This window comes from Advenella sp. S44 (assembly GCF_002810445.1).
Taxonomy (GTDB): domain Bacteria; phylum Pseudomonadota; class Gammaproteobacteria; order Burkholderiales; family Burkholderiaceae_B; genus Advenella.
In genome coordinates this window covers 114,307-138,329 of the sequence record NZ_NEXS01000001.1, presented here as the reverse complement: position 1 = coordinate 138,329, position 24,023 = coordinate 114,307, and the positions used below count along the sequence as shown (strand labels likewise).

General features: G+C 54.3%; 31 protein-coding genes. 26 read left to right on the top strand and 5 right to left on the bottom strand.

The genetic code is table 11. The features are described 5' to 3' along the window. Positions 1-61 precede the first annotated feature (61 nt). Complete coding sequence (gene fhuE / locus CAP48_RS00635; RefSeq protein ID WP_242444279.1) at positions 62-2,296, top strand: ferric-rhodotorulic acid/ferric-coprogen receptor FhuE; 2,235 nt, start codon at positions 62-64, stop codon at positions 2,294-2,296. Positions 2,297-2,558: 262 nt separating this feature from the next. After that, entirely contained in the window at positions 2,559-3,350 is a 792-nt protein-coding gene (locus tag CAP48_RS00630) for a MipA/OmpV family protein (protein WP_100694097.1), read from the top strand. Between the two features lie 19 nt (positions 3,351-3,369). Here CAP48_RS00630 and CAP48_RS00625 read toward each other — a convergent pair whose 3' ends face one another. Further along, positions 3,370-3,969, bottom strand: coding sequence for a TetR/AcrR family transcriptional regulator (locus tag CAP48_RS00625; protein WP_100694096.1), 600 nt, complete (start codon positions 3,967-3,969; stop codon positions 3,370-3,372). 625 nt (positions 3,970-4,594) lie between these two features. Here CAP48_RS00625 and rplN point away from each other — a divergent pair. From rplN to dsbD, 21 genes are all read left to right on the top strand, one after another. Further along, positions 4,595-4,963: a 50S ribosomal protein L14 gene (gene rplN / locus CAP48_RS00620; RefSeq protein ID WP_014752499.1), complete on the top strand. Its 369-nt coding sequence runs from the start codon at positions 4,595-4,597 to the stop codon at positions 4,961-4,963. An 11-nt stretch (positions 4,964-4,974) separates the two neighbouring features. Next, positions 4,975-5,304: a 50S ribosomal protein L24 gene (gene rplX, locus CAP48_RS00615; RefSeq protein WP_100694095.1), complete on the top strand. Its 330-nt coding sequence runs from the start codon at positions 4,975-4,977 to the stop codon at positions 5,302-5,304. 2 nt (positions 5,305-5,306) lie between these two features. After that, the gene (gene rplE / locus CAP48_RS00610) at positions 5,307-5,846 is read left to right on the top strand and encodes a 50S ribosomal protein L5 (RefSeq protein WP_100694094.1); all 540 of its coding nucleotides are present in this window, start codon (positions 5,307-5,309) and stop codon (positions 5,844-5,846) included. Between the two features lie 11 nt (positions 5,847-5,857). Further along, positions 5,858-6,163 carry a 30S ribosomal protein S14 gene (gene rpsN, locus CAP48_RS00605; RefSeq protein ID WP_014752496.1) on the top strand — a complete coding sequence of 102 codons (306 nt, stop codon included), beginning with the start codon at positions 5,858-5,860 and terminating at the stop codon, positions 6,161-6,163. Positions 6,164-6,174: 11 nt separating this feature from the next. After that, a complete protein-coding gene (gene rpsH, locus CAP48_RS00600; RefSeq protein WP_100694093.1) occupies positions 6,175-6,570 on the top strand; it encodes a 30S ribosomal protein S8 in 396 nt (131 codons plus the stop codon). A 10-nt stretch (positions 6,571-6,580) separates the two neighbouring features. Beyond that, on the top strand, positions 6,581-7,114 hold the full coding sequence (gene rplF / locus CAP48_RS00595; protein WP_100694092.1) for a 50S ribosomal protein L6: 534 nt from the start codon (positions 6,581-6,583) through the stop codon (positions 7,112-7,114). A 21-nt stretch (positions 7,115-7,135) separates the two neighbouring features. After that, positions 7,136-7,501 carry a 50S ribosomal protein L18 gene (gene rplR, locus CAP48_RS00590; RefSeq protein ID WP_014752494.1) on the top strand — a complete coding sequence of 122 codons (366 nt, stop codon included), beginning with the start codon at positions 7,136-7,138 and terminating at the stop codon, positions 7,499-7,501. Positions 7,502-7,516: 15 nt separating this feature from the next. Beyond that, positions 7,517-8,038, top strand: a complete 522-nt coding sequence (rpsE, locus tag CAP48_RS00585) for a 30S ribosomal protein S5 (protein ID WP_100694091.1) — start codon at positions 7,517-7,519, stop codon at positions 8,036-8,038. A gap of 3 nt (positions 8,039-8,041) precedes the next feature. Further along, positions 8,042-8,230 (top strand): 50S ribosomal protein L30, encoded by a 189-nt coding sequence (gene rpmD / locus CAP48_RS00580; protein WP_014752492.1) that lies wholly within the window; start codon positions 8,042-8,044, stop codon positions 8,228-8,230. Between the two features lie 22 nt (positions 8,231-8,252). Further along, positions 8,253-8,696, top strand: coding sequence for a 50S ribosomal protein L15 (gene rplO / locus CAP48_RS00575; protein WP_100694090.1), 444 nt, complete (start codon positions 8,253-8,255; stop codon positions 8,694-8,696). An 11-nt stretch (positions 8,697-8,707) separates the two neighbouring features. Continuing rightward, positions 8,708-10,042: a preprotein translocase subunit SecY gene (gene secY / locus CAP48_RS00570; RefSeq protein WP_100694089.1), complete on the top strand. Its 1,335-nt coding sequence runs from the start codon at positions 8,708-8,710 to the stop codon at positions 10,040-10,042. A 3-nt stretch (positions 10,043-10,045) separates the two neighbouring features. Beyond that, entirely contained in the window at positions 10,046-10,264 is a 219-nt protein-coding gene (gene infA, locus CAP48_RS00565) for a translation initiation factor IF-1 (protein ID WP_014752489.1), read from the top strand. 25 nt (positions 10,265-10,289) lie between these two features. Continuing rightward, positions 10,290-10,403 carry a 50S ribosomal protein L36 gene (rpmJ, locus tag CAP48_RS00560; protein ID WP_024004065.1) on the top strand — a complete coding sequence of 38 codons (114 nt, stop codon included), beginning with the start codon at positions 10,290-10,292 and terminating at the stop codon, positions 10,401-10,403. A gap of 31 nt (positions 10,404-10,434) precedes the next feature. Then, on the top strand, positions 10,435-10,800 hold the full coding sequence (rpsM, locus tag CAP48_RS00555; RefSeq protein ID WP_100694088.1) for a 30S ribosomal protein S13: 366 nt from the start codon (positions 10,435-10,437) through the stop codon (positions 10,798-10,800). 12 nt (positions 10,801-10,812) lie between these two features. Then, positions 10,813-11,211, top strand: a complete 399-nt coding sequence (gene rpsK, locus CAP48_RS00550) for a 30S ribosomal protein S11 (RefSeq protein ID WP_014752486.1) — start codon at positions 10,813-10,815, stop codon at positions 11,209-11,211. A 17-nt stretch (positions 11,212-11,228) separates the two neighbouring features. Beyond that, entirely contained in the window at positions 11,229-11,852 is a 624-nt protein-coding gene (gene rpsD, locus CAP48_RS00545; protein WP_014752485.1) for a 30S ribosomal protein S4, read from the top strand. Between the two features lie 131 nt (positions 11,853-11,983). Next, positions 11,984-12,967, top strand: coding sequence for a DNA-directed RNA polymerase subunit alpha (rpoA, locus tag CAP48_RS00540; RefSeq protein WP_100694087.1), 984 nt, complete (start codon positions 11,984-11,986; stop codon positions 12,965-12,967). Positions 12,968-13,226: 259 nt separating this feature from the next. Continuing rightward, positions 13,227-13,616, top strand: a complete 390-nt coding sequence (rplQ, locus tag CAP48_RS00535; protein ID WP_014752483.1) for a 50S ribosomal protein L17 — start codon at positions 13,227-13,229, stop codon at positions 13,614-13,616. 543 nt (positions 13,617-14,159) lie between these two features. Continuing rightward, the gene (locus tag CAP48_RS00530; protein ID WP_100694086.1) at positions 14,160-15,404 is read left to right on the top strand and encodes an MFS transporter; all 1,245 of its coding nucleotides are present in this window, start codon (positions 14,160-14,162) and stop codon (positions 15,402-15,404) included. Positions 15,405-15,430: 26 nt separating this feature from the next. After that, a complete protein-coding gene (cutA, locus tag CAP48_RS00525) occupies positions 15,431-15,754 on the top strand; it encodes a divalent-cation tolerance protein CutA (RefSeq protein ID WP_100694085.1) in 324 nt (107 codons plus the stop codon). Between the two features lie 9 nt (positions 15,755-15,763). Beyond that, positions 15,764-17,824, top strand: a complete 2,061-nt coding sequence (dsbD, locus tag CAP48_RS00520) for a protein-disulfide reductase DsbD (protein ID WP_153045640.1) — start codon at positions 15,764-15,766, stop codon at positions 17,822-17,824. Positions 17,825-18,012: 188 nt separating this feature from the next. Here the strand turns inward: dsbD and CAP48_RS00515 are convergent, their stop codons facing one another. Together CAP48_RS00515 and rfbB are read right to left on the bottom strand one after the other, a co-directional pair. After that, positions 18,013-18,279 carry a SinR family protein gene (locus tag CAP48_RS00515; RefSeq protein WP_153045639.1) on the bottom strand — a complete coding sequence of 89 codons (267 nt, stop codon included), beginning with the start codon at positions 18,277-18,279 and terminating at the stop codon, positions 18,013-18,015. 156 nt (positions 18,280-18,435) lie between these two features. Next, entirely contained in the window at positions 18,436-19,524 is a 1,089-nt protein-coding gene (gene rfbB, locus CAP48_RS00510; protein WP_100694677.1) for a dTDP-glucose 4,6-dehydratase, read from the bottom strand. Between the two features lie 144 nt (positions 19,525-19,668). Between rfbB and rfbC the strand changes: the two genes are divergently transcribed. Both rfbC and galU read left to right on the top strand, forming a co-directional pair. Beyond that, positions 19,669-20,223 carry a dTDP-4-dehydrorhamnose 3,5-epimerase gene (gene rfbC, locus CAP48_RS00505; protein ID WP_100694082.1) on the top strand — a complete coding sequence of 185 codons (555 nt, stop codon included), beginning with the start codon at positions 19,669-19,671 and terminating at the stop codon, positions 20,221-20,223. Between the two features lie 54 nt (positions 20,224-20,277). Beyond that, positions 20,278-21,114: a UTP--glucose-1-phosphate uridylyltransferase GalU gene (gene galU / locus CAP48_RS00500; protein ID WP_100694081.1), complete on the top strand. Its 837-nt coding sequence runs from the start codon at positions 20,278-20,280 to the stop codon at positions 21,112-21,114. 110 nt (positions 21,115-21,224) lie between these two features. On the opposite strand, the gene hemB is transcribed toward galU, so the two are convergent. Together hemB and yihA are read right to left on the bottom strand one after the other, a co-directional pair. Then, entirely contained in the window at positions 21,225-22,238 is a 1,014-nt protein-coding gene (gene hemB / locus CAP48_RS00495; RefSeq protein WP_100694080.1) for a porphobilinogen synthase, read from the bottom strand. 152 nt (positions 22,239-22,390) lie between these two features. Then, positions 22,391-23,014, bottom strand: a complete 624-nt coding sequence (gene yihA, locus CAP48_RS00490; RefSeq protein WP_100694079.1) for a ribosome biogenesis GTP-binding protein YihA/YsxC — start codon at positions 23,012-23,014, stop codon at positions 22,391-22,393. 172 nt (positions 23,015-23,186) lie between these two features. Here yihA and CAP48_RS00485 point away from each other — a divergent pair, with 172 nt between their 5' ends. After that, positions 23,187-23,900 carry a c-type cytochrome gene (locus CAP48_RS00485; protein ID WP_100694078.1) on the top strand — a complete coding sequence of 238 codons (714 nt, stop codon included), beginning with the start codon at positions 23,187-23,189 and terminating at the stop codon, positions 23,898-23,900. The last annotated feature ends 123 nt before the right edge of the window (positions 23,901-24,023 follow it).

The following is a 24,023-nucleotide window of genomic DNA, read 5'->3' as shown; positions in this document are numbered from 1 at the left end:
CGTTTGCATTACAATTTGCCGTCTCGTAATCATTTGAAATAATCCAGAAGGACACAGTGTCATGCGCCAGCATTTGAGTCGTTGCCCGGTTACCCGTCAGTGCGATAAGTCTATAACCGTGTCGCGTCTGACCCCATGGGTAGCGGGGACGCTGGCCATGACAATACATGGCGCGTCATTTGCACAGGTGGCTGCAAGCGGGTCGGATAAGGTCGACCCTGCCGCGCCGGTCACGACGCTGCAGGCCATTGCCGCCCGTTCCGCAACAGACGAGGTCACCACGGAAGGCACGCGCTCATATACGCCTCGTGCCACTCGTGCCAGCACCGGTTTGTCGCTGTCCTTGCGTGAGACGCCGCAGTCCGTCACTGTGGTTACCCGCCAGCGCATTGAGGACCAGAACATGCAGTCTGTCAAAGATGTGCTGGCAAGTACACCCGGTATTTCCGTCCAGAATTATGACACCGAGCGCTACAGTTTCAATTCACGCGGTTTTTCCATCAATACGTACTTGTATGATGGTATTCCGACTGCTGTGACAGGCGGCAGCGGATGGGCGGCCGGGGAATCGGCTATTGATCCGATCATTTATGATCGTATTGAGGTAGTGCGCGGCGCCACGGGCTTGATGACCGGGGCTGGTAATCCTTCTGCTGCCGTCAATTTCGTACGCAAACGCGCCAGCAGCAGGGACTTTGCGGCAGACCTGTCGCTGGGCGCCGGCTCCCATGACACCTACCGGGCTTCTGCAGATTTGCAGACACCCTTGACAGAAGACGGCAGGGTGCGCGGCAGAATTGTGGGCGCACACCAGCAGGGGCACTCCTATCTGGATCGCTACAGCACACGCAAATCGATTTTTTACGGCACCGTCGAAGCCGATCTGACAGACCGCACGGTGTTACGCCTGGGCTATCACTACCAGGAGAACGCGCCCAAGGCAAGCGCATGGGGTGGCTTCCCCCTGTGGTATGCAGACGGCAGCCGTACCGACTGGGACCGTGGACTGAATATCGGCACGGACTGGAGTAAATGGGCCAGCACGACCCAGGGCGCGTTTCTGAATCTGGAGCACGAGTTCGACAATGGCTGGCGGGTGGATGCGCTACTGAATTACAGCAAAAACGAATCTGATGAAAAGTTGCTGTTTACCGGCGGCTGGCCTGACAGGGAAACCGGGTTGGGAATGACTGCCAGCCCAGCTCGTTATTATGGCGATCGCACGCAAAAGAGCGCGGACATCAAAGTGTCCGGACCCCTTGAGCTGTTCGGGCGCCAGCATGAGCTTGTTTTCGGAGCCAGTCATAGCCGGCAAAAAGAGCTGTTTTACGGCCGCTCGCCAATCAATGTCGCGCCCATAGGCAACTTTTTTGAGTGGGATGGCTCATATGCGCAGCCGCAATGGGCAGACGAATCTGTCTCGCTGCTGGGCCGCACCTGGCAGACCGGGCTGTACGCCGCTGCCCGCCTGAACCTGACCGACTCGCTCAAGGTGATCCTGGGCGGTCGCTATAGTGAATGGAAAACGGAACAAGAGGGCGACTCTCCGTACAAATTCAGCAAGTCAGCCTTTACGCCATATGCAGGCATTCTTTATGATCTGAATGACAACCTGACTGCCTACGTCAGCTATACCAGCATTTTCAACCCCCAGAATTATCAGGATCGGGACGGACGCTGGCTGGATCCGCTCGAAGGCGATAGCTATGAAGTGGGTGTAAAGGGAAGTTTTCTGCAGGGCCGCTTGAATGCAAGCGCAGCGCTGTTTCAGATTAACCAGGACAATCTGGCCCAGACCGACGTGGGTTACCTGGTTCCCGGGACCGTTAACCAGGCTTATTATGCTGCAAAAGGCACGCGCAGCAGGGGCTACGACCTGGAGATCTCGGGCGAGCCACTGGATGGATGGAACATTATGGCGGGCCTGACGCATTGGACGGCGCATGATGCAGAGCGAAACGCGATTCAGACCGACCAGCCGCGAACACTATTCAAATTGTTTACGACCTATCAGCTATCCGGCGCGCTTGGTGGGCTGACCGTAGGCGGCGGCGTCAACTGGCAAAGCAAACTGTATGCGACAGCCGATGGCCCGAATGGCCAGGAAGAGGTTTCCCAGCAATCCTATGCCCTGGTTGACTTGATGGCCCGCTATCAAGTCAACGATCGTGTGTCGGTGCAGTTGAACCTGAATAACCTGTTGAACAAAAAATATTATCAGCAAGTCGGTTTTTACAGTCAGGGAGCATGGGGGGCGTCGCGCAACGTCATGGCCACGTTAAATTACAAGTACTAATTACCAATACTTAAGCCATGGCAGACACCTAGTACCGTACGATGTGTTTGCCTCTTCTGTATTGGTGCCTGGCGGCCCAATTATCGCGTGGGGAGAGCCGGCGCTGTTCGCATCTGTATCTCAATTACAAACCCGACCAACGGGAACGGATCTGTTTTATTCAAAAATAAGATACATCGACGTACTTTGACAAGCCCCGGGGATTGTCTTTAAGATTCTTTCACGAACCTTAAATCCAAGTTTTAATTGCCCTGGAGCCAGCATGAAGCGTGCCGTTCAAACCCATGGATATGTACAAGCTTATTTACCCCCGACTATACGGCCCAGAATCCTGTTGGCTTTATTAAGCCTGCCAGCAGCGGCTGCTCACGCCGCCGACGGCGATCATCTGACACTTGGCCTGGGCGTAGCCGTTGCGCCGCGTTATGAGGGTGCGGATGAATATCGGTTGCGGCCGTTTCCCGTGGTGGATGCCCGGTATGGGCGTTTTTTTGCCCGCTCGGGCGATGGCCTGGGATTAACTATTTGGCAGTCCCCGCAATTGACCGTCGGAGCCGGGGTGAACATGATGGAGGGGTATAGCAAAAGCGACGTGCCCGAGGGTATCGGCAAACTGTCCCATGCGTTGGGTGCACGTGTTTTCGTATCGACGAATGCCTGGGGAGCCATCTTCACAGTGTCGGCCACCCAGGCAATAAGCAAAAGCGAGCGAGGACTCATCGCAAATGCACGCGTCTCTTATCCGTATTCAATATCGGAACGCTTCAGAGTCATTCCCAGTGTCTCGGTCAACTGGGCAAACGCTAAGTACATGAACAGCTACTTCGGCATCAATACGCAGCAGGCAGCCGACTCCGGCTTGTCGAAATACCGGCCGTCGGCCGGATTCAAGGATGTGTCCCTGCGGGTTGGCTTCAATTATGACCTGACCAAAACATGGAGCATCACTGGCGCTGCCGGTGTCAGTCGGCTCATGGGGGACGCAGCCGACAGCCCGCTGGTCCGTCGCAAATCGCAGGCAGTAGGTGCCCTTGGCGTTGCCTATCGGTTCTAGTATTCGCTGGCCAATGGCCTCAGGGTGAGGTGCGTCGCACCAGTGGCAGAAAAATTGAATCGACCCAGGCCACCAGCAGCTGCTCCGGCGGCGCGGCCCGGTGCATCATGACATGCTGACGCAGCAGATCCCGCACAAGGGTCTTGATGGGCGGCGTTAACTTGTCCGGGTCGATTTCGTTGCGCGCCACTGCACGATCCAGAATCACGCTCAAATAATCCGTTCTGCCCGCGCTTAGCGCCCGCCTGACCTCTTCCGGCGTGGCAAAAGCCTTGCGAAACATCTCGTTCGACAGCAAGGCGTTGATCGTTGTAAAGATGGGTGCAAAACTGCCAAGGCGCTGCAGATACTCCAGCAGCTCAGCCCGCACATCGCCCTGATCGGGCACTTGCGGAGGATGCTTGGAAAGCTGGTATTTAATGGCCGCCAGCACCAGCGATGCTTTACTGTTCCAGCGTCGTGCGAGCACCGAGCGGCTGGTGTGGGCTGCGCGGGCAACCATCTCCATGGTCAACGAGGTGTAGCCGTGTTCAACGAGCCTGTCCCAGGCCACTTCAATAATAGCCTGTTCAAGCGTGGCGCCGCGCCGCCGTGTTTTTACCGATTTCGCTATGATCATATTTCGGGGGAGCACCATTCGAAGTCAATTTAACATTTTGTTATCATTATTTATAAGATAGTATCATGTATCTTATTTTTGCACTTCAGAAGGCTTTTTTGTGTTGTACAGAATACATGCATGGCGCCATGTGTCGGCGTTGCGCAGTCTTCATGTCCGACGCTTTGCGCTCTTGCCGTCGTCAATCAACGCGCTCTTTACTGCGTACGCTAAATCAACGGTCAATAAAACCGGTCGCATGTTCAGGATGCACCAAAATGCGCTGAATTTCTAAAAAAGTTGTTGTTTTTCAAGTAGTAATTGGTGTTTTTGCTGTGTTTTTTACTTGCATCCGGTGTACAGATAGGATATATTAGAGGACTTCGTTCGTTTACGAGCGGGGAAACTATTTAAACAGATTTCAACCCAGGGTGGCGCACGCAATACTAACGGGCGCGGCCTGACGGGACCAAAACTGGTTATATGAATAGCATCTGGTGCTTGCTGCCCTGCCTAATGTACTGATTTTCCTTGGTTTTAATAAACCGGGCGTCAATTGGAAAAGAACGGGTTGAGATACCAGAAATGGCAAACGGGCTGCCGGGAAACCGGCAGTGTATGTAACTAAGTTGGAACAGGAATAATCATGATCCAAATGCAAAGCACGCTAGACGTGGCTGATAACACTGGTGCGCGCCGTATTATGTGCATCAAGGTGTTGGGCGGCTCAAAGCGCCGTTACGCAGCCATCGGTGACATCATCAAAGTGACTGTCAAGGATGCAGCTCCGCGCGGGCGCGTCAAAAAAGGCGAAATCTATAATGCGGTCGTCGTACGTACCGCCAAGGGCGTTCGTCGTAAAGACGGTTCGCTGATCCGTTTTGGTGGAAATGCAGCCGTGCTGCTGAACGCCAAACTTGAACCTATCGGTACACGTATTTTTGGGCCTGTGACGCGTGAACTGCGTACCGAGCGCTTCATGAAAATCGTGTCACTGGCACCTGAAGTGCTGTAAGGGGCAGATAGATGGAAAACATTCGTAAAGGTGACGAGGTTATCGTCCTTACCGGTCGTGATAAAAAGCGCCGCGGTGTCGTACTGGCCCGTGTTGACGCTAATTACGTACTGGTTGAAGGCGTGAACGTTGTCAAGAAACACACAAAACCTAATCCGATGAACAACAACCCAGGCGGCATCATTGACAAAACAATGCCTATCCACATTTCCAATGTGGCATTGTTCAATCCTGCTACTGGCAAGGGTGATCGTGTAGGCGTCAAAGAAGTCGATGGACGCAACGTCCGTATTTACCGTTCTAACGGCGAAGTCGTTGGCGCGAAAGCGAAAGGGGCGTAATCATGGCTCGTTTGCAAGATTTATATAACAGCAAGATTGCTGGCGAAATGAAAAAACAGTTCGGTTACAAAAGTGACATGGAAGTGCCTCGCATTACCAAGATCACACTGAACATGGGCGTTTCCGAGGCTGTTGCTGACAAAAAAGTCATTGAGCATGCGGTATCAGACCTGACAAAAATCTCTGGTCAGAGACCTGTGGTCACGAAAACAAAAAAGGCAATTGCCGGTTTTAAAATTCGTGAAAATTATCCTATCGGCTGCATGGTGACATTGCGCGGTCAGCGTATGTACGAGTTTCTGGATCGTCTGGTGACGATTGCATTGCCTCGCGTACGCGACTTCCGTGGTATCTCTGGTCGCGCGTTCGATGGTCGTGGTAATTACAACGTTGGGGTGAAAGAGCAAATCATTTTCCCTGAAATTGAATACGACAAAATCGACGCACTGCGGGGCCTGAATATCAGTATCACAACCACAGCTAAGACAGACGAAGAAGCCAAAGCGCTGCTAACAGCCTTCAGCTTCCCGTTTCGTAACTAAGGGGCGATGACGTGGCAAAACTTTCACTCATCAATCGCGATATCAAGCGCGCCAAACTGGTTGAGAAATTCGCAGCCAAACGTGCAGCACTGACAGCGATCATTAACGACACATCGAAATCCGACGAAGAGCGCTACGACGCACGTTTGAAATTACAGCAATTACCGCGTAATGCAAACCCAACCCGTATGCGTAACCGTTGCGTTATTACCGGACGCCCACGTGGCGTGTTCAGCAAATTTGGTTTGACCCGTCACAAACTGCGCGAGATGGCAATGCGCGGAGAAGTGCCCGGTATGACCAAGGCTAGCTGGTAGGAGAATAAATTATGAGCATGAGCGATCCAATCGCCGATATGCTGACGCGTATCCGTAACGCGCAGCAGGTCGAGAAAGTCTCGGTATCGATGCCCTCCTCTAAGCTGAAAGTGGCTATTGCCGCCGTGCTGAAAGAAGAAGGTTATATCGAGAGCTTTGAAATCAAAGGTGAAAAAGCCAAGCCCGAGCTTGAAATTTCACTGAAATATTACGCGGGACGTCCCGTGATTGAACGCATTGACCGCGTATCACGACCTGGACTGCGCATCTACAAAGGCCGTACTGCCATCCCTCAGGTGATGAACGGTCTGGGTGTAGCCATCGTCTCCACTTCGCGTGGCGTCATGACAGACCGCAAGGCCCGTCATGAAGGCGTAGGCGGCGAAGTTCTGTGTTACGTGGCATAAGGAGAAGAATATGTCACGTATAGCAAAATATCCTGTTGAAGTCCCTAAAGGTGTTGAAGTTAACATCACGGACAACAACATTCATGTTAAAGGCCCTTTGGGTGAACTGAACCAGCAACTGGGCGGCGAAGTCGCACTCAAGCTGGACGACGGCAAGATCTCTTTCACCGTGGCTGATGATTCACGTCACGCAAAAGAAATGTCCGGCACTCTGCGTGCTCTGGTAAACAATATGGTTACCGGCGTCAGCAAGGGTTTCGAACGTCGTCTGAATCTGATCGGCGTGGGTTACCGTGCCCAGGTTCAGGGAGATTCACTCAAGCTTCAACTTGGTTTCTCGCATGACATCATGCACCCGCTGCCAAAAAGCGTGAAAGCCGAATGCCCTACCCAGACCGAAATCGTTCTGAAGAGCTTCGACAAGCAGGCTGTTGGCCAGGTTGCCGCGAAAGTCCGCGCCTATCGTCCACCAGAGCCTTACAAAGGCAAAGGTGTTCGTTATGCTGACGAACGCGTCGTCATGAAAGAAACCAAGAAGAAATAATAGCGCAGGCAAGGATATATCATGGACAAAAAATTATCCCGTTTGCGTCGTGCAGTGGCGACTCGTCGGAAAATTGCAGAACTCGGTACATACCGTCTGGCAGTTCACCGTTCGAATCTTCACATTTACGCAAACGTTATTTCGCCGGAAGGCGACAAGGTGTTGTTAACCGCTTCTACGCTCGAGCCTGAAGTCCGCAAGGAACTGGCCGAAGGCAAGAAAAATGGTGGCAACGTTGAGGCAGCCGTCATTGTTGGAAAACGGGTTGCCGAGAAAGCCAAGGCAGCGGGTATCGAATCTGTAGCATTCGACCGTGCCGGTTTCCGTTACCATGGCCGCGTCAAGGCGCTGGCCGAAGCCGCGCGTGAAGCCGGCCTCAAGATCTAATCGAGGAATTGTCAAATGGCAAAAGCACAAGGCAAAAACGCCCCTGAGCAAGAACGCGATGACGGTTTTCGCGAGAAGATGATTGCGGTTAATCGTGTGACCAAGGTTGTTAAAGGTGGTCGCACAATGAGCTTCGCAGCGCTGACAGTCGTTGGTGATGGCGATGGCCGCATCGGCATGGGTAAAGGTAAAGCACGCGAAGTGCCCGTCGCAGTTCAGAAAGCAATGGAACAGGCCCGTCGCGGCATGGTTCGTGTTGCCCTGAATGACGGTACACTGCACCACACCGTCGTGGGTAAGCATGGCGCATCTACCGTTCTGATTTCACCGGCTGCCGAAGGTACCGGGGTGATCGCCGGCGGTCCAATGCGCGCCATCTTCGAAGTGATGGGTGTACGTAACGTGGTTGCCAAGAGCCTGGGTTCAAGCAATCCGTACAACCTGGTACGCGCAACACTGAACGGTCTGAACGCCTGCCTGACACCGTCCGAGGTGGCAGCCAAGCGCGGCAAGTCCGTCGAAGAGATTCTGGGGTAAATGATGGCACAGAAGAAGCAAATTAAAGTCACGCTTGTTCGGTCCGTTATCGGCACCAAACAAAGTCACCGCGATACAGTGCGCGGTTTGGGTTTGGGTAAAGTAAACAGCAGCCGTGTGCTGGTGGATACACCGGAAGTTCGCGGGATGATTCGCACAGTCGATTATCTCGTGTCCGTTTCGGAAGCCTGAAGCCTATCGTAAAGGAATAGAGATGTCCGAAATGCAACTCAACTCATTGTCCCCCGCTGAAGGTAGCAAGCACACCAAGCGTCGTGTAGGTCGCGGCATTGGTTCAGGCTTTGGTAAAACCGCCGGCCGTGGACACAAAGGTCAGAAATCACGCTCAGGCGGCTTTCATAAAGTCGGCTTCGAGGGTGGTCAGATGCCCCTGCAACGTCGTTTGCCAAAACGCGGCTTTACGCCTCTGGGTCAGCACCTGCATGCAGAAGTACGTTTGTCTGATCTGCAGAAGCTGACAGGCGACGAGGTCGACGTTCAGGTGCTCAAGCAGCAAGGTTTTATTGGTCAGCAGGTACGTTACGTGAAAGTCATCAAGTCTGGTGAGCTTTCCCGCAAAGTATCCGTAAAAGGCCTGACAGCAACAGCCGGTGCCCGCGCAGCGATCGAAGCCGCTGGTGGTTCACTCGCTGAGTAAAAGGGGCAAAAGTGGCTAAAGCACAGGCAGCAGGAAAAGCAGGTAGCGGTAAAAAATACGGCGACCTCAGGCAGCGTCTTGTGTTCCTGATTCTCGCTCTGGTCGTGTATCGGCTGGGTACGCATATTCCGGTGCCGGGTATTAATCCCGACGCCATGCGCCAGCTGTTCAATTCACAGTCAGGCGGGATTCTGGGCCTCTTTAACATGTTCTCGGGTGGCGCGCTGTCGCGCTTCTCGGTATTTGCTCTGGGGATCATGCCGTATATTTCGGCATCGATCATCATGCAACTGGTCAGCTCCGTTGTGCCTTCTCTTGAAGCGATCAAGAAAGAGGGCGAGGCTGGCCGGCGCAAGATTACCCAGTACACACGCTACGGCACGGTCGTGCTCGCACTGGCGCAATCCTTTGGTATTGCCGCCACGCTGCAGGCTCAGCCGGATCTGGTCAATTCACCTGGCGCCATGTTCGTTTTCACGACTGTGGTCACCCTGGTAACCGGAACCATGTTCGTGATGTGGCTGGGTGAGCAGATTACCGAGCGCGGTCTTGGCAATGGTATTTCAATCCTGATTTTTGCAGGTATTGTGGCCGGTCTGCCAACCGCTCTGGCAAGCATGTTCGAGCTGGTCAGCCAGAATCAGATCGGAACGGTGTCCGCACTGTTTATTCTGGTGCTGGTGGTAGCGATTACAGCGCTGGTGGTGTTTGTTGAGCGTGGTCAACGCCGGATTACGGTGAACTACGCCAAGCGTCAGGTCGGCAACAAGGTTTATGGCGGTCAGAGCTCGCATCTGCCCCTGAAGCTGAATATGGCAGGTGTGATTCCTCCCATTTTTGCTTCATCCATCATCCTGTTTCCGGCAACCATTGCCAGCTGGTTTTCGCAGTCAAGTAACATGCGCTGGTTAAGCGACACGGCAGCAGCATTGCAGCCTGGTCAGCCGTTGTATGTGACGGTATTCACCGCCTTGATTGTGTTTTTCTGCTTTTTCTATACTGCGCTGGTATTTAACAGTCGGGAAACAGCAGACAATCTGAAGAAAAGCGGCGCATTTGTTCCGGGTATTCGTCCGGGGCTGCAGACATCAAAATACATCGACAAAATTTTGATGCGCCTGACACTGGTTGGTGCCATTTACATCACATTGGTGTGTCTGGTTCCCGAATTCCTTCGAATGCAGTGGCAGAACGTACCGTTTTATTTTGGCGGCACTTCGCTGTTGATTATCGTGGTGGTAACTATGGACTTCATGGCGCAGGTACAGGCCTATATGATGTCCCACCAGTATGATTCGCTGCTCAAGAAGACAAGTTTTAAGGGTTCGAGCTTACCTATGAGATAGATCATGGCCAAGGATGACGTCATACAAATGCAGGGTGAGGTTGTCGAGAACCTCCCGAACGCAACATTTCGTGTAAAGCTCGAAAACGGACATGTGGTTCTTGGCCACATATCCGGCAAGATGCGAATGCACTATATTCGGATTCTTCCGGGTGACAAGGTAACCGTGGAACTCACGCCCTATGACCTTTCACGCGCAAGAATCGTCTTCCGCTCTAAATAAGTGGAAACAAAACTAGGAGTCAACCATGAAGGTAATGGCATCGGTAAAAAAGATCTGCCGTCATTGCAAGATCATTAAACGACACGGAGTTGTACGAGTAATTTGTACAGATCCACGTCACAAGCAGCGTCAGGGTTAATCCCGGCGCATCGATTTAACGAGGAACAGACATGGCCCGTATAGCTGGCATTAACATTCCGCCGCATCAGCATGCTGAAATCGGTCTGACCGCTATTTTTGGCATCGGACGCACTCGCTCTCGCAAAATCTGCGAATCAGCCGGTGTGGCCTTTGACAAGAAAGTGAAAGACCTGACAGATGCAGAACTCGAAAAAATCCGTGAACAGATTGGTTTGTTCACAGTCGAGGGTGATTTGCGTCGTGAAGTACAACTTTCGATTAAACGTCTGATTGACCTGGGTACCTACCGTGGTCTGCGTCACAAACGTGGTCTGCCCGTTCGCGGCCAGCGCACACGTACAAACGCACGTACACGCAAGGGCCCACGTCGTTCAGCACAATCACTGAAGAAATAATCGGGGTAGATTATGGCGAAAGCTTCTGGCGGCGCTGCACGCGCACGCAAAAAAATCAGAAAGGTCGTATCGGACGGTATTGCACACGTTCATGCGTCTTTCAACAATACAATCATCACTATTACTGACCGTCAAGGCAATGCCTTGTCATGGGCGACGTCGGGTGGCGCGGGCTTTAAGGGCTCACGTAAATCGACGCCTTTTGCAGCGCAGGTTGCAGCCGAGTCAGCGGGCCGTGTAGCATTGGAATATGGTATCAAAACACTGGAAGTACGTATCAAGGGCCCAGGTCCTGGTCGTGAATCTTCAGTGCGTGCATTGAATGCACTGGGTATCAAAATCTCCAGTATCTCAGACATCACGCCAGTCCCGCATAACGGTTGCCGCCCTCCTAAACGTCGTCGTATTTAATTTAGCAAGGGAAAATAATGGCACGATATACTGGACCAAAATGCAAACTTTCGCGTCGCGAAGGCATTGATCTGTTCCTGAAGAGCGCACGTCGTTCACTTGACTCCAAATGCAAGCTTGATTCCAAACCTGGTCAGCACGGCCGCACCTCCGGTGCCCGTACTTCAGACTACGGCCTGCAATTGCGTGAGAAGCAAAAACTGAAACGTATGTACGGTGTGCTTGAAAAGCAATTCCGTAAATACTTCGCTGAAGCTGAGCGTCGCCGTGGCAACACTGGCGAGACCCTGATTCAGTTGCTGGAGTCACGTCTGGACAACGTCGTGTACCGTATGGGTTACGGTTCTACACGCGCAGAAGCCCGTCAGCTGGTTGCCCACGGTGCAATCGAACTGAATGGCCACAAGGCAGACATTCCATCTATGCTGGTTAGCAGCGGTGATGTTGTCTCTGTTCGTGAGAAATCCAAAACACAGGCTCGTATCAAAGAGTCTATGGATCTGGCATCCGGCAACGGTCTGCCGCAGTGGGTCGAAGTGGACACCAGCAAACTGACTGGTACGTTCAAACAGGCTCCGGATCGCGCTGATGTCGCTCGTGATATCAACGAATCCATGATCGTCGAGCTGTACTCACGTTAATGCGTGATGAAAACAGGAAACCGTGACGGTTTCCTGTTTTTTGCAATCCCGGTTTTATCCAAGCAATATTTATCTTATCCATCAGCCTTATCGGTGTAACGAGCCGAGGGTATTGAAAAGGACACAGAGTTATGTCTCAAGGTTTTTTGAAACCCCGTTCCATTGAAGTGACACCGGTTACCGAGAACCACGCCAAAGTGGTTATGGAACCGTTTGAACGTGGTTATGGCCACACACTGGGCAACGCGCTGCGTCGCATTCTGCTGTCTTCCATGACAGGCTTTGCGCCAACCGAAGTGCAGATCACAGGTGTGGTTCACGAGTACTCTACGCTGACAGGCGTGCGTGAAGATGTCGTAGACATCGTTCTGAACCTGAAGGGCATTGTATTCAAACTGAACAATCGTGAAGAAGTGACAGTCACGCTGCGTAAATCCGGCTCTGGCCCGGTACTGGCCAGCGATATTGATCTGCCTCATGACGTAGAAATCATCAATCCGAATCACGTGATTGCCACGCTGACAGATAACGGCAAGCTTGAGATGCAAATCAAGATCGAGCAGGGTCGTGGGTATGTCGCCGGCAATATGCGCGCACTGAGCGATGAGCGTTCACACACCATCGGCCGTATCCAGATGGATGCGTCTTTCAGCCCGGTCCGCCGCGTCAGCTACGCTGTCGAAAGCGCCCGTGTTGAACAGCGTACCGACCTGGACAAGCTGATTCTGGATATCGAAACCAACGGCGTGATTTCTCCTGAAGAAGCCGTGCGTCAGTCTGCCCGCATCCTGATGGACCAGATTTCCGTCTTTGCTGCACTGGAAGGCGCCAGCGATACGTTTGAAACACCGGTGCGCGGCGTACCGCAAATCGACCCTGTCCTGCTGCGTCCTGTTGACGATCTCGAACTGACCGTTCGCTCGGCCAACTGCCTCAAGGCAGAAAATATCTATTACATTGGTGATTTGATCCAGCGTACAGAAAACGAGCTGCTCAAAACACCTAACCTGGGCCGTAAATCCTTGAATGAAATCAAGGAAGTACTGGCTGCACGCGGCTTGACTCTGGGCATGAAGCTGGAAAGCTGGCCGCCACTGGGACTTGAGCGTCCTTAAGGTTCAATACTGTTGGCGGCAGATCTCAAACGCTGCCGCCAACATGAGCTTGAGTTTGTATTTGCTGTAAAATTGCCGGTTCCTGCAAGGGACCAAAAGAACCGGATGGTTTCGGGTTTATCCTATTTCAAATAGGGTATTCCGATTCTGTTCCTATACCAACCGGACCGCCAGTTATGACAACTGTCATGGCAGGATAGAAGAACCGGTCAAACAGATGGCATAAGCCGTCTTTAACTTAGATTCAAAGGAAATTATCATGCGTCACCGTAGTGGTCTACGTAAGCTGAACCGTACCAGCAGCCATCGCCTGGCGATGTTCCGCAACATGTCTGTCTCTCTGATTCAGCACGAAGCGATCAAAACGACATTGCCTAAAGCCAAAGAGCTGCGCCGTGTCATCGAGCCCCTTATCACCTTGGCCAAAGAGCCGACCCTGGCCAACAAACGCCTGGCATTCGCCCGTCTGCGCGACCGCGATGCTGTGGTTAAACTGTTTGCCGAAATCGGTCCTCGCTATAAAGAGCGTAACGGTGGTTACACCCGCGTTCTGAAAATGGGTTTCCGTCAGGGCGACAATGCGCCAATGGCATTTATGGAACTGGTTGACCGTCCTGAAGTTGCCGACGAAGTGGTTGACGCCGAGTAAGGCGTAAATTCCATCGTCGACAGTCGGTGTGCATGCACCGGCGGGCGTCGTAGTATTCCTTTGCCGGGGGTCTTGCATCACCGGTAGCAAAAAGGCATCTGTTTCGGCAGATGCTTTTTTGCGTTTTGTCCTGCCGTCACCTGTGCCAGGCAAAGGTATTCCGTATACCCGGTATGTCAGAATGCTGATCGAACACGATCTTGCGCAATAAGTTTAAAAAAGGGGCCCAGTCAGTCCCGGAAACAATAGGCGCCAAATCGTGGCGCAGTCGGTCCCTTTCCTAGTAGGCACCGAAGCGGCGCGTAATCAGCCGGACACTTTCGCAACAAACGTGGTGTACCGTGGAATGGGCCTTTGATAGCTGGCCGAATCCAAAACCGCCTGGGACTAAAAAAATACCGTTCTAAAAAGACAGTACTTTTCGCTCTGAACTGCGCTCTTTTCCGCTTAAGTGATTTTTTCAGATTCATGGCAGTCGCCGCCGCGCTACAATAAGGCCTGCAAAATTCCCCCCCTTTTCTTTCCCCCCAACAGGAACGAACAATGCGTGCTTCGTCTGTGTCAGGTCTTGCTGCGCCCGCAGAACGTGACTATCAAAAAAATGCCAGAAAAGCCATCTGGGCTTCATCCATCGGTTATGCGCTGGATGGATTCGACCTGCTGATTCTGGGTTTTATCCTGTCTGCGGTCAGTGCGGGCCTGGGCCTGACCAGTACCGAAGCCGGTTCGTTGGTCACCTGGACGTTGGTTGGAGCCGTGGTCGGTGGCGTGGGCTTTGGCCTGCTTAGCGACATTTACGGGCGCGTCCGGGTTCTGACCTGGACGATTCTGCTATTTGCCGTCTTTACGGGCATGTGCGCCCTGGCGCAGGGCTACTGGGATCTGCTGGTCTATCGCACCGTCGCCGGGCTGGGCCTGGGAGGGGAGTTCGGTATCGGCATGGCGCTGGCAACCGAAGCCTGTCGTCCTTCGCAGCGCGCCCGTGTGTCGTCATATGTCGGCCTGGGCTGGCAGGCCGGTGTACTGGCCGCTGCGTTGCTCACGCCGCTATTGCTACCCATTATCGGTTGGCGCGGTATGTTTGCCGTGGGGGTGCTGCCGGCCATTGTCTCGTTTTTTGTGCGCGCATACATCGGAGAGCCTGAACACTTTGTCAAATCTGCCCCGGTTGCACGTTCATTTTCGCTTGCGCCATTGCGATTGCTGGTGGCAGACGTGGAAACCGTAAGACGCAGCATCGGGGTGATCATCCTGTGTTCTGTACAGAATTTTGGTTATTACGGCCTGATGATCTGGATGCCTTCATACCTGTCCACGCAGTTCGGATACTCGCTCACCAAATCAGCCAGCTGGACAGCAATGACCGTATTGGGCATGAGCCTGGGCATTTGGCTGTTCGGACAACTGGCCGACCGCATTGGTCGCCGCCCGAGTTTTCTGCTCTATCAGGCGGGCGCCGTCATTATGGTTTACGTCTATTCCCAACTCACGACGCCGACCGCGTTGTTGTGGGGCGGCGCGCTGATGGGCGTTTTTGTCAATGGTATGATTGGCGGTTATGGGGCATTGATTTCCGAGCTGTACCCCCGGGCAGCCCGGGCCACCGCACAGAATGTGCTGTTCAATATCGGCCGGGCTATTGGCGGCTTCGGACCGGTCGTGGTCGGCGCGCTGGCGGCAGCGTACTCCTTTGAAGTGGCCCTGGCGTTACTGGCGTCCTTGTATATACTGGATATTATCGCGACCCTGTTCCTGATTCCCGAACGCAAGGGGATGGAACTGGAGTAATTTCACCCTACCCAGGAGAGCTTCCAATGACAACTGAATGCGTGGTCATGTACACCACCGTCCCCGATACGCTGCTGGCAAAACGTATCGCGCATGTGCTGGTAGAAGAACATCTGGCAGCTTGTGTGAACTTAAGTCCGGCCAGTCTGTCTATTTATTTGTGGGAAGAGAACGTCGAAGGGACAGAGGAAATTACCCTTACCATCAAGACCTCCAGTCAGGCCAGTGTGCGCTGTCAGGAGCGGATTGTGCAATTGCATCCTTACGATGTTCCTGAAATTATTATCCTGCCCGTCCTAGGCGGGCACGTGCCGTATCTGGATTGGGTGCGGGCACAAACATCGGTGTAGAGAGGTCGCGTGTTCACGTTGTCGGATTTGAAGGGCCGCATTATGTGGCTGTTGGGGCTTATGGCCATGTTGTTGCTGGTGGCCGGCCCTACTGTACATGCAGAAGAAGAGTTTCTGGATCCAGAGCAGGCTTTTGTTTTTTCTGCGCAAATGCAGGCCCCGTCCGAATTGCGGATTGATTATCGCATTGCGCCCAAATACTACATGTATCGTGAGCGCTTTGAATTCCATATCAAAGACGATGCCGCCGGCACCCAAGCCGCTGCGCTGCTGGGGACACCGGTGTTTCCGAAGGGCGAGGTCAAGCACGATCCGACCTTCGACAAGGACATGGAAGTGTTCCACGATCAGGTCAGCATCCGCTTGCCGCTATTGAAGCAGACCGAGCCCTTCACGCTGCAGGTGGTGGGGCAGGGATGCGCCGATGCCGGTCTGTGCTATCCCCCCATAACTTATGATATCGCGCTGGAGCCTGCGCCGGGCGGCGGACTGAGCATTGTGGGCGGCACCAGTGGCATCAAAAACGGGGCTGCGCCGGTTGGCACGGTTAGCACGCCACTTTCCGACAATAAAGCATCTGACACGGTGCAGGGGCAGGCGTCTTCAAACGCAGCCGATGTCACCGATGCCGTTGCCGGCCAGGATGGCGCCGGCAAAGCTGCAGATCAGGCCGGCCAGCAGCCTACCGGTGACGCTTCTGCTTCGGCGGCCGCTTCAGCCAAGTCCGGCACCGCCTCGCTGTTCGATGCCGGCGATACCACCATCGCCCAATGGCTATCAGAGGCCGGGCTGGCGCGTATTCTTCTGATCTGTTTCGCCCTGGGCGTGGTGCTCTCGTTTACGCCTTGCGTACTGCCCATGCTGCCTATTTTGTTGTCAGTCATCGTGGGAGATCAGAAGGCGCGTGGCGGTGCTCCCTCCAAAGGACGCGGCTTCGCACTGACCTTGATGTATGTGCTGGGCACTGCCGTGGTGTACACCATGCTGGGCATTGCGGCAGCGTCAGTCGGTTCCGTGCTGGCCGCCTGGATACAAAACCCGTGGGTGCTCTCCGCTTTCTCGCTGGTGCTTATCGTTCTGGCTATTGGCATGTTCGGCGCCTTTACCATACAGATGCCGGTCTCGCTGCAAACATCATTGAATAACAAAGTGTCGCGCATGCCCGGCGGGCGATACGGCGGCGCATTCGGCATGGGCATGTTGTCGGCGCTTATTTGCGGCCCCTGCGTTGCTGCGCCGCTGGCCGGTATCCTGCTGTTTATTTCTCAAACCGGCAATTTGCTGCTGGGCGGCCTGGCCCTGTTTGTGCTGGCCTGGGGGCAGGGTGCGTCGTTGCTGATCCTTGGTGCGACATCGGGCGCGCTTATGCCCAAGGCCGGGCCCTGGATGGAAGCCATCAAGTATTTCTGCGGTTTGCTGCTGTTGGCTACGGCGTTGTGGATGATGATGCCCGTGTTGCCTTTATGGGCGCAAATGTTGGGATGGGCCTTTCTGAGTATGTGCCTGGCGGTATTGCTGGGCGCTTTCCGCAGTGACACAGGTCCTGTCTCCAGCGCCGGCCCGTGGCGGCTTATGTTGCGCGCGCTTGGCTTATTGGCCGCTGCGTGGGCATTGCTGTTGCTGGTGGGCCTGGCAACCGGCAGCCGGGATCCGCTGTCCCCGCTCAAAGGGATTGCGCAGGTAAACGGTGCGGTGCAGCAGAGCACCGTTGCCAAAGTCCGGTTCGAAAGGGTGCGATCACTGGACGAGCTTGAGGCGCGCATCGCCGCAGCTGGCAAACCGGTCATGCTGGACTTCTACGCCGACTGGTGCATCTCCTGCCACGAGATGGAAAAGTTTACCTTTTCCGATGGCCGGGTAGCCGGGGCCATAAATTCCATGCTGGTATTACAGGCTGACGTCACCGCCAACAATGAACAGGATCGCGAGCTGCTCAAGCGTTTTCGCCTGTTCGGCCCGCCGGGCATTATTTTCTTTGATCGCAACGGTCAGGAAATGACGGACAATCGCGTGGTCGGTTTCCAAAAAGCGGACAAGTTTATGGAAAAATTACAACTGGCGCTGCGCTAACGACAAGGCGCCACTGGGAGCCAGGCATTCAAGCCTGCTGTTGCCGTCTGCGGCCATGCGTGCAGTGTGTGCTTTCGATAAACAGGGGACATATCCTGGCAAGAGACAGATCGCAGGAGAAGACGCGAATGGTATTGCTCTCCGGGTGTGGCAGCACACCGGATGTGGATGCAGCAAGAGAAGAGGGTTCAGTCCAGATCAAGCCAGCTTCGGTTCTTTTCCGAAAGACCGATCCCAGCCCATTTATTTCCCAGTTCGATCACCAGGAGACTGTCGTTGGTATCAAGGGCAGGCAGCAAAAGCTCGCGTACCTGTGTAACACCCAAATCGGTCGACACAATATAGCTTGAATCAAAGCAGTGCCAGCGGCTGGGGAAGTGTTCGTCTATCCGCTGTTTTAACTTGGTAAATCGGGTACCCAGCAGACGACGGTCATACGTGATCAGCACTTTCATCTCATTTCCCCTGACTATGAAAAACCATTCCCGATATAGTAATACAAATCCGCGGCCATGGGCCAGATAGTTGCGAGGCGGTGCTGACGCTTCAACAAGCATCAGTGGCTGCTCCTTGCCGCATCAAAGGCGCAGCAGGTACCGCAAGACGCGTGGCTATGATGTTGGTGGTGATACGGCCGCACGCCACCATCGTTCATTATCCAGGAACCAGTCGACGGTTTTGGCAATGCCTGCGTCAAACGGCTCGACTGCGACAAAGCCCAGTTCCTGTTCAATTTTTGTGGAGTCTATGGCGTAGCGCCGATCATGGCCGGGCCGATCCTGCACGTAGCGAATGAGCGAAGCTGAGCGACCCGCGTGCGCCGCTGTTGCCTGCGCAAATTGCTGGCGTACTTGCGGCCGCGTGGCAAACATGTGGTCCATGATCCGGCACAGTTTATGAATCAATTGTAGATTCGTCATCTCGCAACGGGCACCGATATTCCAGGTCTCGCCTGCCTTGCCTTGCGTCAGTATCGCCTCGATCGCGCGAACATGGTCCAGTACGTAAAGCCAGTCGCGGATTTGCTGGCCATCGCCAAAAACCGGAATGGCTTTATTGTGCAGAATATTCGTCAATGTCAGCGGGATCAGCTTTTCCGGATAGTGGTAGGGTCCGTAATTGTTTGAGCAGCGACTGACGGTGGTGGTCAGGCCGTAAGTTTGATGGTAGGAGCGCACCAGATGGTCAGCAGCGGCTTTGCTGGCCGAATATGGTGAGTTCGGCGCATACGGGGTGTCTTCGGTAAACGCTGGCTGATCAGGTGTCAGGCTGCCGAAAACTTCGTCGGTACTGACGTGATGAAAGCGGTGTGGCTGGGGCGCTTTTTGTTGCAGCGCCGGTGCCTCTATCCATACCTGGCGCGCTGCCTTGAGCAAGCTGTGGGTGCCGGTGATGTTAGTCCGGATAAATGTGTCAGGCCCCTGGATTGAGCGGTCCACATGGCTTTCCGCGGCAAAATGCACGATGGTATCGACGCGATGCTGTTGCAGCAAGGCGATCACGGTATCCGTATTGCAGATATTGCCGTGTACAAACGTGAAATTGGCGTGGTCTTCCAGCCCGGCAAGACTGCTGCGGTTGCCCGCGTAGGTTAGTGCATCCAGCACTACCAGCGTGTCGTCTGGATGCTGTCCGAGCCAGTAATGAACAAAGTTGGCGCCGATAAACCCGGCGCCTCCGGTAACAAGCAAAGATGCCATTGTGTTCGGGGTCGTAATATAAAAGTTGCAATCACTCATCATAACAGGGCAGGTGTAAACCGCGAAGCCCGCCAGGGATGGGCAAGGTGACCGATCCGCTATAATCAGCGCTGACGCAATAGATTGGGATTGTCCCTGATTCGCATGAAAACAGAACGCCTGGTTATTCCCGATGTCCTGCTCATCACCCCCACGGTGCATCACGACGAGCGCGGTTATTTCCTGGAGGCCTGGCGCCAGCAGGTGCTCGATGATGCGCTGGGACGCGAGTTGCGCTTTATTCAGGATAACGAATCGCAGTCGTCCTACGGTGTAGTGCGGGGCCTGCATTATCAGTTGCCACCCTATGCCCAGAATAAACTGGCGCGCGTCGTGGTGGGGCGTGTGCTGGATGTGATTGTCGACCTGCGCAAAAGCAGCACCACGTTCGGACAAACATTGCAAATTGAACTGGATGCAGCGCGCAAGCAGACCTTGTTTATCCCTGCCGGGTTTGCACATGGGTTTGCGGTGCTAAGCGAGCAGGCGATTTTTACCTATAAGACCGACGCCGCTTATGCACCCGATTACGAGCGCGGCCTGGCCTTCGATGACCCGCAACTGAATATCAATTGGCAGGTGCCGCGCGAGCACATGATACTGTCGGACAGAGACCGCCATTTTCCTGTGTTTGCTTGCCTGCAAGACTTATACCTCTGAGCGCCAGGCGTTTTGTCATAAAATGGCGTCATCCGATACATCAACGAGGTTTACATGAATCCGATCCGTAAAGCTGTATTTCCTGTCGCGGGTCTGGGCACCCGCTTTTTGCCGGCGACCAAGGCCATGCCCAAAGAAATGCTGCCTGTTGTGGACAAACCGCTAATTCAATACGCGGTCGAAGAGGCGGTCAAGGCGGGAATTACCGATCTGATTTTCATTACCGGACGACACAAGCGTGCCATTGAAGACCATTTCGATTCCATGCCGGAGCTGGAGTCCGAACTGGAAGAAAAGGGCAAGCAGGAAATGCTGGAGCAGGTCCGCCAGGTCATTCCGTCCAACGTCAACTGTATTTACATCCGCCAGTCGGCGCCGCTAGGCCTGGGCCACGCGGTTCTGTGCGCCGAACCGGTAGTCGGAAACGAGCCGTTTGCGGTGCTGCTGGCCGATGACTTGATCGATTCAGACGTTCCGGTTACCCAACAACTGATCCAGGCTGCGCATGCCAACAATGGCAGCGTACTTGGCATTCAGACTATTGCCCGCGAAGACGCGAACAAATACGGAATCATCGCAGGCAAGTCGGTATCATCCAACACGATTCAGGTGAGCCATGTCGTGGAAAAACCGGCGCCGGCCGATGCGCCTTCGGACAAGGCCGTGGTCGGGCGATATATTCTTGAGCCGGAAATTTTTGAATACTTGCGCCATATTGGCAAAGGCGCCGGCGGCGAGATACAGTTGACCGACGGCATTGCTGCGCTGCTGGAAAGCCGCAATGTGTTCGGTTTTGCGTACGAAGGCACGCGCTATGATTGCGGCAGCAAGGCCGGGTTTTTTGCAGCCACGGTGGCGCTGGGCCAGAAGTATCACGGCTTCAAGCTGTAATACTGTCTGTATAAAGGCATTCACGGCGGATATCAATCCGCCGTATGTGTTGCCAGGTAATGGATCGGCCCCGCTAGGGAACCGCTCATGCCCGCCGGACTGCGGACCGCTTACCGACGAGCAGCAAGAATGCGCGCCGCTTCAATGGAAAAATACGTCAAAATCCCGTCAGCGCCAGCGCGCTTGAAGCACATCAGTGACTCCATCATGACCTTGTCGTGGTCCAGCCAGCCGTTTTGAGCAGCAGCCTTGATCATGGCATATTCGCCGCTAACCTGATAGGCGTAGGTGGGTACGCGGAAGGTCTCTTTTACATCACGCACAATATCCAGATAGGGCATGCCAGGCTTGACCATGACCATGTCGGCGCCTTCGCGGATATCGGCGGCGATTTCGCGCAGTGCCTCGTCGCGATTGGCCGGATCCATCTGATAAGTCATTTTGTTGGATTTGCCCAGATTGGTGGCCGAACCCACGGCATCGCGAAACGGACCGTAGAAGGCGCTGGCGTACTTGGCTGAATAGGCCATGATGCGCGTGTAAATCAAATTTTCCTGTTCCAGCGCGCGACGGATCGCGCCGATTCGACCGTCCATCATATCGCTGGGGGCCACGTAGTCTGCACCGGCGCGCGCCTGCGTCAGAGCCTGCTGCAACAGGATTTTTGTGGTCTCATCATTGAGTACATAACCGTTTTCGTCCAGCACGCCGTCCTGCCCGTGGCTGGTATAGGGGTCAAGCGCGACATCGCACAAAATGCCCAGTTCCGGGAATTCTTTCTTGAGCAAGGCAATGGTGCGCGGAATCAAGCCGTCTTCACGCGTGGCGGCGATGCCGTCGGGGGTTTTCAATTCCGGATCTATGGACGGGAACAGCGCCATCACGGGAATGCCCAGCGAAACACAGATCTCGGCCACGGGCAGCAGTGTGTCCGGGCTGTACCGGTGTACGCCCGGCATGGAAGCCACTGCCTCGGTTACGCCTTTGCCTTCCTTGAGAAATACCGGGTAAATCAGGTCATTGACGGTCAGCACATTTTCCTGGACCAGTCGGCGCGAGAAGTCGTCACGACGGTTGCGGCGGGGGCGGGATGCGGGAAAATCGGCGGTAATAATAGCAGTCATGGCAGTGTCCGTAAGGCAATGCGCACCCGTTGGGTGCATGAAAAAGAGAAACTGTTCGTGCAAGTGCGTCGTTGCTCGATTGAGTGATCAGAGTGTTCGTTGTCCGGAAAGTTCAGTCCAGCCTGGCCGGGTTGAGCGCAAAAGCGGGCAATTTAAGGGACCACCTGTGGCGAAATCCAGTTGACGATGCTGTGGTCGGCTTCTTCCAGTCCGATGCGCTGGGTCGCGGAAAAAGGCACGGCATTGAGTGCCCCAATATCGGCCAGTTCTTTCTTGACGTTAAAGACCGCCTTGATTCGCTGTCCGTAAGGCAGCTTGTCCGCCTTGGTCAGCAAGGCCAGAACCGGCTTGCCCGAAGGGGCGATCCAGTTGGCCAGGCGCCGATCCAGGTCGGTCACGCCGCGGCGGATATCGATCAGCAACACAACACCGGCCAACGATGTTCTCTGGCGCAAATACGCGCCCAGCACCTCAGCCCATTCCTCGCGCGCGTCTCGCGCCACAGAGGCATAACCGTAACCGGGCAGATCGGTCAGAAAGCCAAGCGGCTGCTCCGGTTCCAGTGGATCCGGAATACCGAACAGGTTGATCAGCCGGGTACGTCCAGGCGTTTTGCTCGAAAACGCCAGCCGCTTCTGGTTCGTTAGCACATTGATGGCGGACGATTTGCCGGCGTTGGAGCGACCCACAAAACAGACTTCAGGAGCCCCCGGCGGCGGCAACTGATCGAGCCGGGCGGCTGAAGTGTAAAACGAGGCGCGATGTAATATTGACACAAAGGGTTCCGGCAAAAAAAAATTCGTCCTCTATTGTATAATTGCTAGGCCAAAAAATGCCTAAATTCACGTTTGCGGTTTATACTTCCGTGTTTAGATGCATTTATCTTTTAAAATACGGGCCGTGGCTGCTAAAGTGCGCCCCAGATCCATGGGATCACAGAGGATATTCATGAAGCGAGTTTTAACAAACATTCTGGTTGCCGGCAGCGTTATGGCTGGCATTGCCTTCGGTACAGCAGCTTTTGGCGCAGAGGCTGCAGATGCACCCGCTGTTCCTGACGCCGAAAAAGGCGCTGCCCTTTATACGAAAGGCGATACTTCTCGCGGGATTCTTGCCTGTGTCGCCTGTCATGGCGCCAACGGAAACAGTGGCGTTGCCATGTATCCGAATCTGGCCGGCATGTCACACGAATATCTCACGCTTCAGCTTGAACACTTCAAGGCGCCTGCCGATAAAGTTATTCGCGCGACCCCTGATGGCAAACCGACTGCCATGGCGCCTATCGTGGCACAAATGACCAAGGAAGACATGCAGAATCTCTCGGTCTTTCTCAGTAAACAGCAACTAACACAGCCGGCCAAGGCCAAGCAGGGCGAGAACCTGAAAGTAGTGGAACGTGGCCGCCAGATCTGGCGCGCTGGTATCCCCGAGCGTAACGTTCCTGCCTGTGCGGCCTGCCACGGCGCGACCGGCCAGGGCATTCCTTCTGCATTTCCGCGTCTGTCCGGCCAGCATCCTGAGTACCTGGAAGCCCAATTGCATGCATTTGCAGACGGCTACCGCCAGCAGGGCGGCGCCGAGAACATGATGGGCAAAATTGCCAACCGCATGAACAAGGCAGACATTCAGGCCGTTGCTGATTACGCAGCCGGCATTCGCTGATTCAACAGCTCAGTGGTCAGGCGGCAAATTCATAATTTGCCGCGGCCGCCAATTTCTGACTCGCATTATGGAACTTTTCCGCGATAACGGGTCAAAGAAGGGGTAACGCGTATCGTGTGCCCC

Coding starts and splice junctions, on each gene's coding strand:
- fhuE (WP_242444279.1), top strand. CDS start 62: ATGCGCCAGCATTTGAGTCGTTGCCCGGTTACCCGTCAGTGCGATAAG.
- CAP48_RS00630 (WP_100694097.1), top strand. CDS start 2,559: ATGAAGCGTGCCGTTCAAACCCATGGATATGTACAAGCTTATTTACCC.
- CAP48_RS00625 (WP_100694096.1), bottom strand. CDS start 3,969: ATGATCATAGCGAAATCGGTAAAAACACGGCGGCGCGGCGCCACGCTT.
- rplN (WP_014752499.1), top strand. CDS start 4,595: ATGATCCAAATGCAAAGCACGCTAGACGTGGCTGATAACACTGGTGCG.
- rplX (WP_100694095.1), top strand. CDS start 4,975: ATGGAAAACATTCGTAAAGGTGACGAGGTTATCGTCCTTACCGGTCGT.
- rplE (WP_100694094.1), top strand. CDS start 5,307: ATGGCTCGTTTGCAAGATTTATATAACAGCAAGATTGCTGGCGAAATG.
- rpsH (WP_100694093.1), top strand. CDS start 6,175: ATGAGCATGAGCGATCCAATCGCCGATATGCTGACGCGTATCCGTAAC.
- rplF (WP_100694092.1), top strand. CDS start 6,581: ATGTCACGTATAGCAAAATATCCTGTTGAAGTCCCTAAAGGTGTTGAA.
- rplR (WP_014752494.1), top strand. CDS start 7,136: ATGGACAAAAAATTATCCCGTTTGCGTCGTGCAGTGGCGACTCGTCGG.
- rpsE (WP_100694091.1), top strand. CDS start 7,517: ATGGCAAAAGCACAAGGCAAAAACGCCCCTGAGCAAGAACGCGATGAC.
- rpmD (WP_014752492.1), top strand. CDS start 8,042: ATGGCACAGAAGAAGCAAATTAAAGTCACGCTTGTTCGGTCCGTTATC.
- rplO (WP_100694090.1), top strand. CDS start 8,253: ATGTCCGAAATGCAACTCAACTCATTGTCCCCCGCTGAAGGTAGCAAG.
- infA (WP_014752489.1), top strand. CDS start 10,046: ATGGCCAAGGATGACGTCATACAAATGCAGGGTGAGGTTGTCGAGAAC.
- rpmJ (WP_024004065.1), top strand. CDS start 10,290: ATGAAGGTAATGGCATCGGTAAAAAAGATCTGCCGTCATTGCAAGATC.
- rpsM (WP_100694088.1), top strand. CDS start 10,435: ATGGCCCGTATAGCTGGCATTAACATTCCGCCGCATCAGCATGCTGAA.
- rpsK (WP_014752486.1), top strand. CDS start 10,813: ATGGCGAAAGCTTCTGGCGGCGCTGCACGCGCACGCAAAAAAATCAGA.
- rpsD (WP_014752485.1), top strand. CDS start 11,229: ATGGCACGATATACTGGACCAAAATGCAAACTTTCGCGTCGCGAAGGC.
- rpoA (WP_100694087.1), top strand. CDS start 11,984: ATGTCTCAAGGTTTTTTGAAACCCCGTTCCATTGAAGTGACACCGGTT.
- rplQ (WP_014752483.1), top strand. CDS start 13,227: ATGCGTCACCGTAGTGGTCTACGTAAGCTGAACCGTACCAGCAGCCAT.
- CAP48_RS00530 (WP_100694086.1), top strand. CDS start 14,160: ATGCGTGCTTCGTCTGTGTCAGGTCTTGCTGCGCCCGCAGAACGTGAC.
- cutA (WP_100694085.1), top strand. CDS start 15,431: ATGACAACTGAATGCGTGGTCATGTACACCACCGTCCCCGATACGCTG.
- CAP48_RS00515 (WP_153045639.1), bottom strand. CDS start 18,279: ATGAAAGTGCTGATCACGTATGACCGTCGTCTGCTGGGTACCCGATTT.
- rfbB (WP_100694677.1), bottom strand. CDS start 19,524: ATGGCATCTTTGCTTGTTACCGGAGGCGCCGGGTTTATCGGCGCCAAC.
- rfbC (WP_100694082.1), top strand. CDS start 19,669: ATGAAAACAGAACGCCTGGTTATTCCCGATGTCCTGCTCATCACCCCC.
- galU (WP_100694081.1), top strand. CDS start 20,278: ATGAATCCGATCCGTAAAGCTGTATTTCCTGTCGCGGGTCTGGGCACC.
- hemB (WP_100694080.1), bottom strand. CDS start 22,238: ATGACTGCTATTATTACCGCCGATTTTCCCGCATCCCGCCCCCGCCGC.
- CAP48_RS00485 (WP_100694078.1), top strand. CDS start 23,187: ATGAAGCGAGTTTTAACAAACATTCTGGTTGCCGGCAGCGTTATGGCT.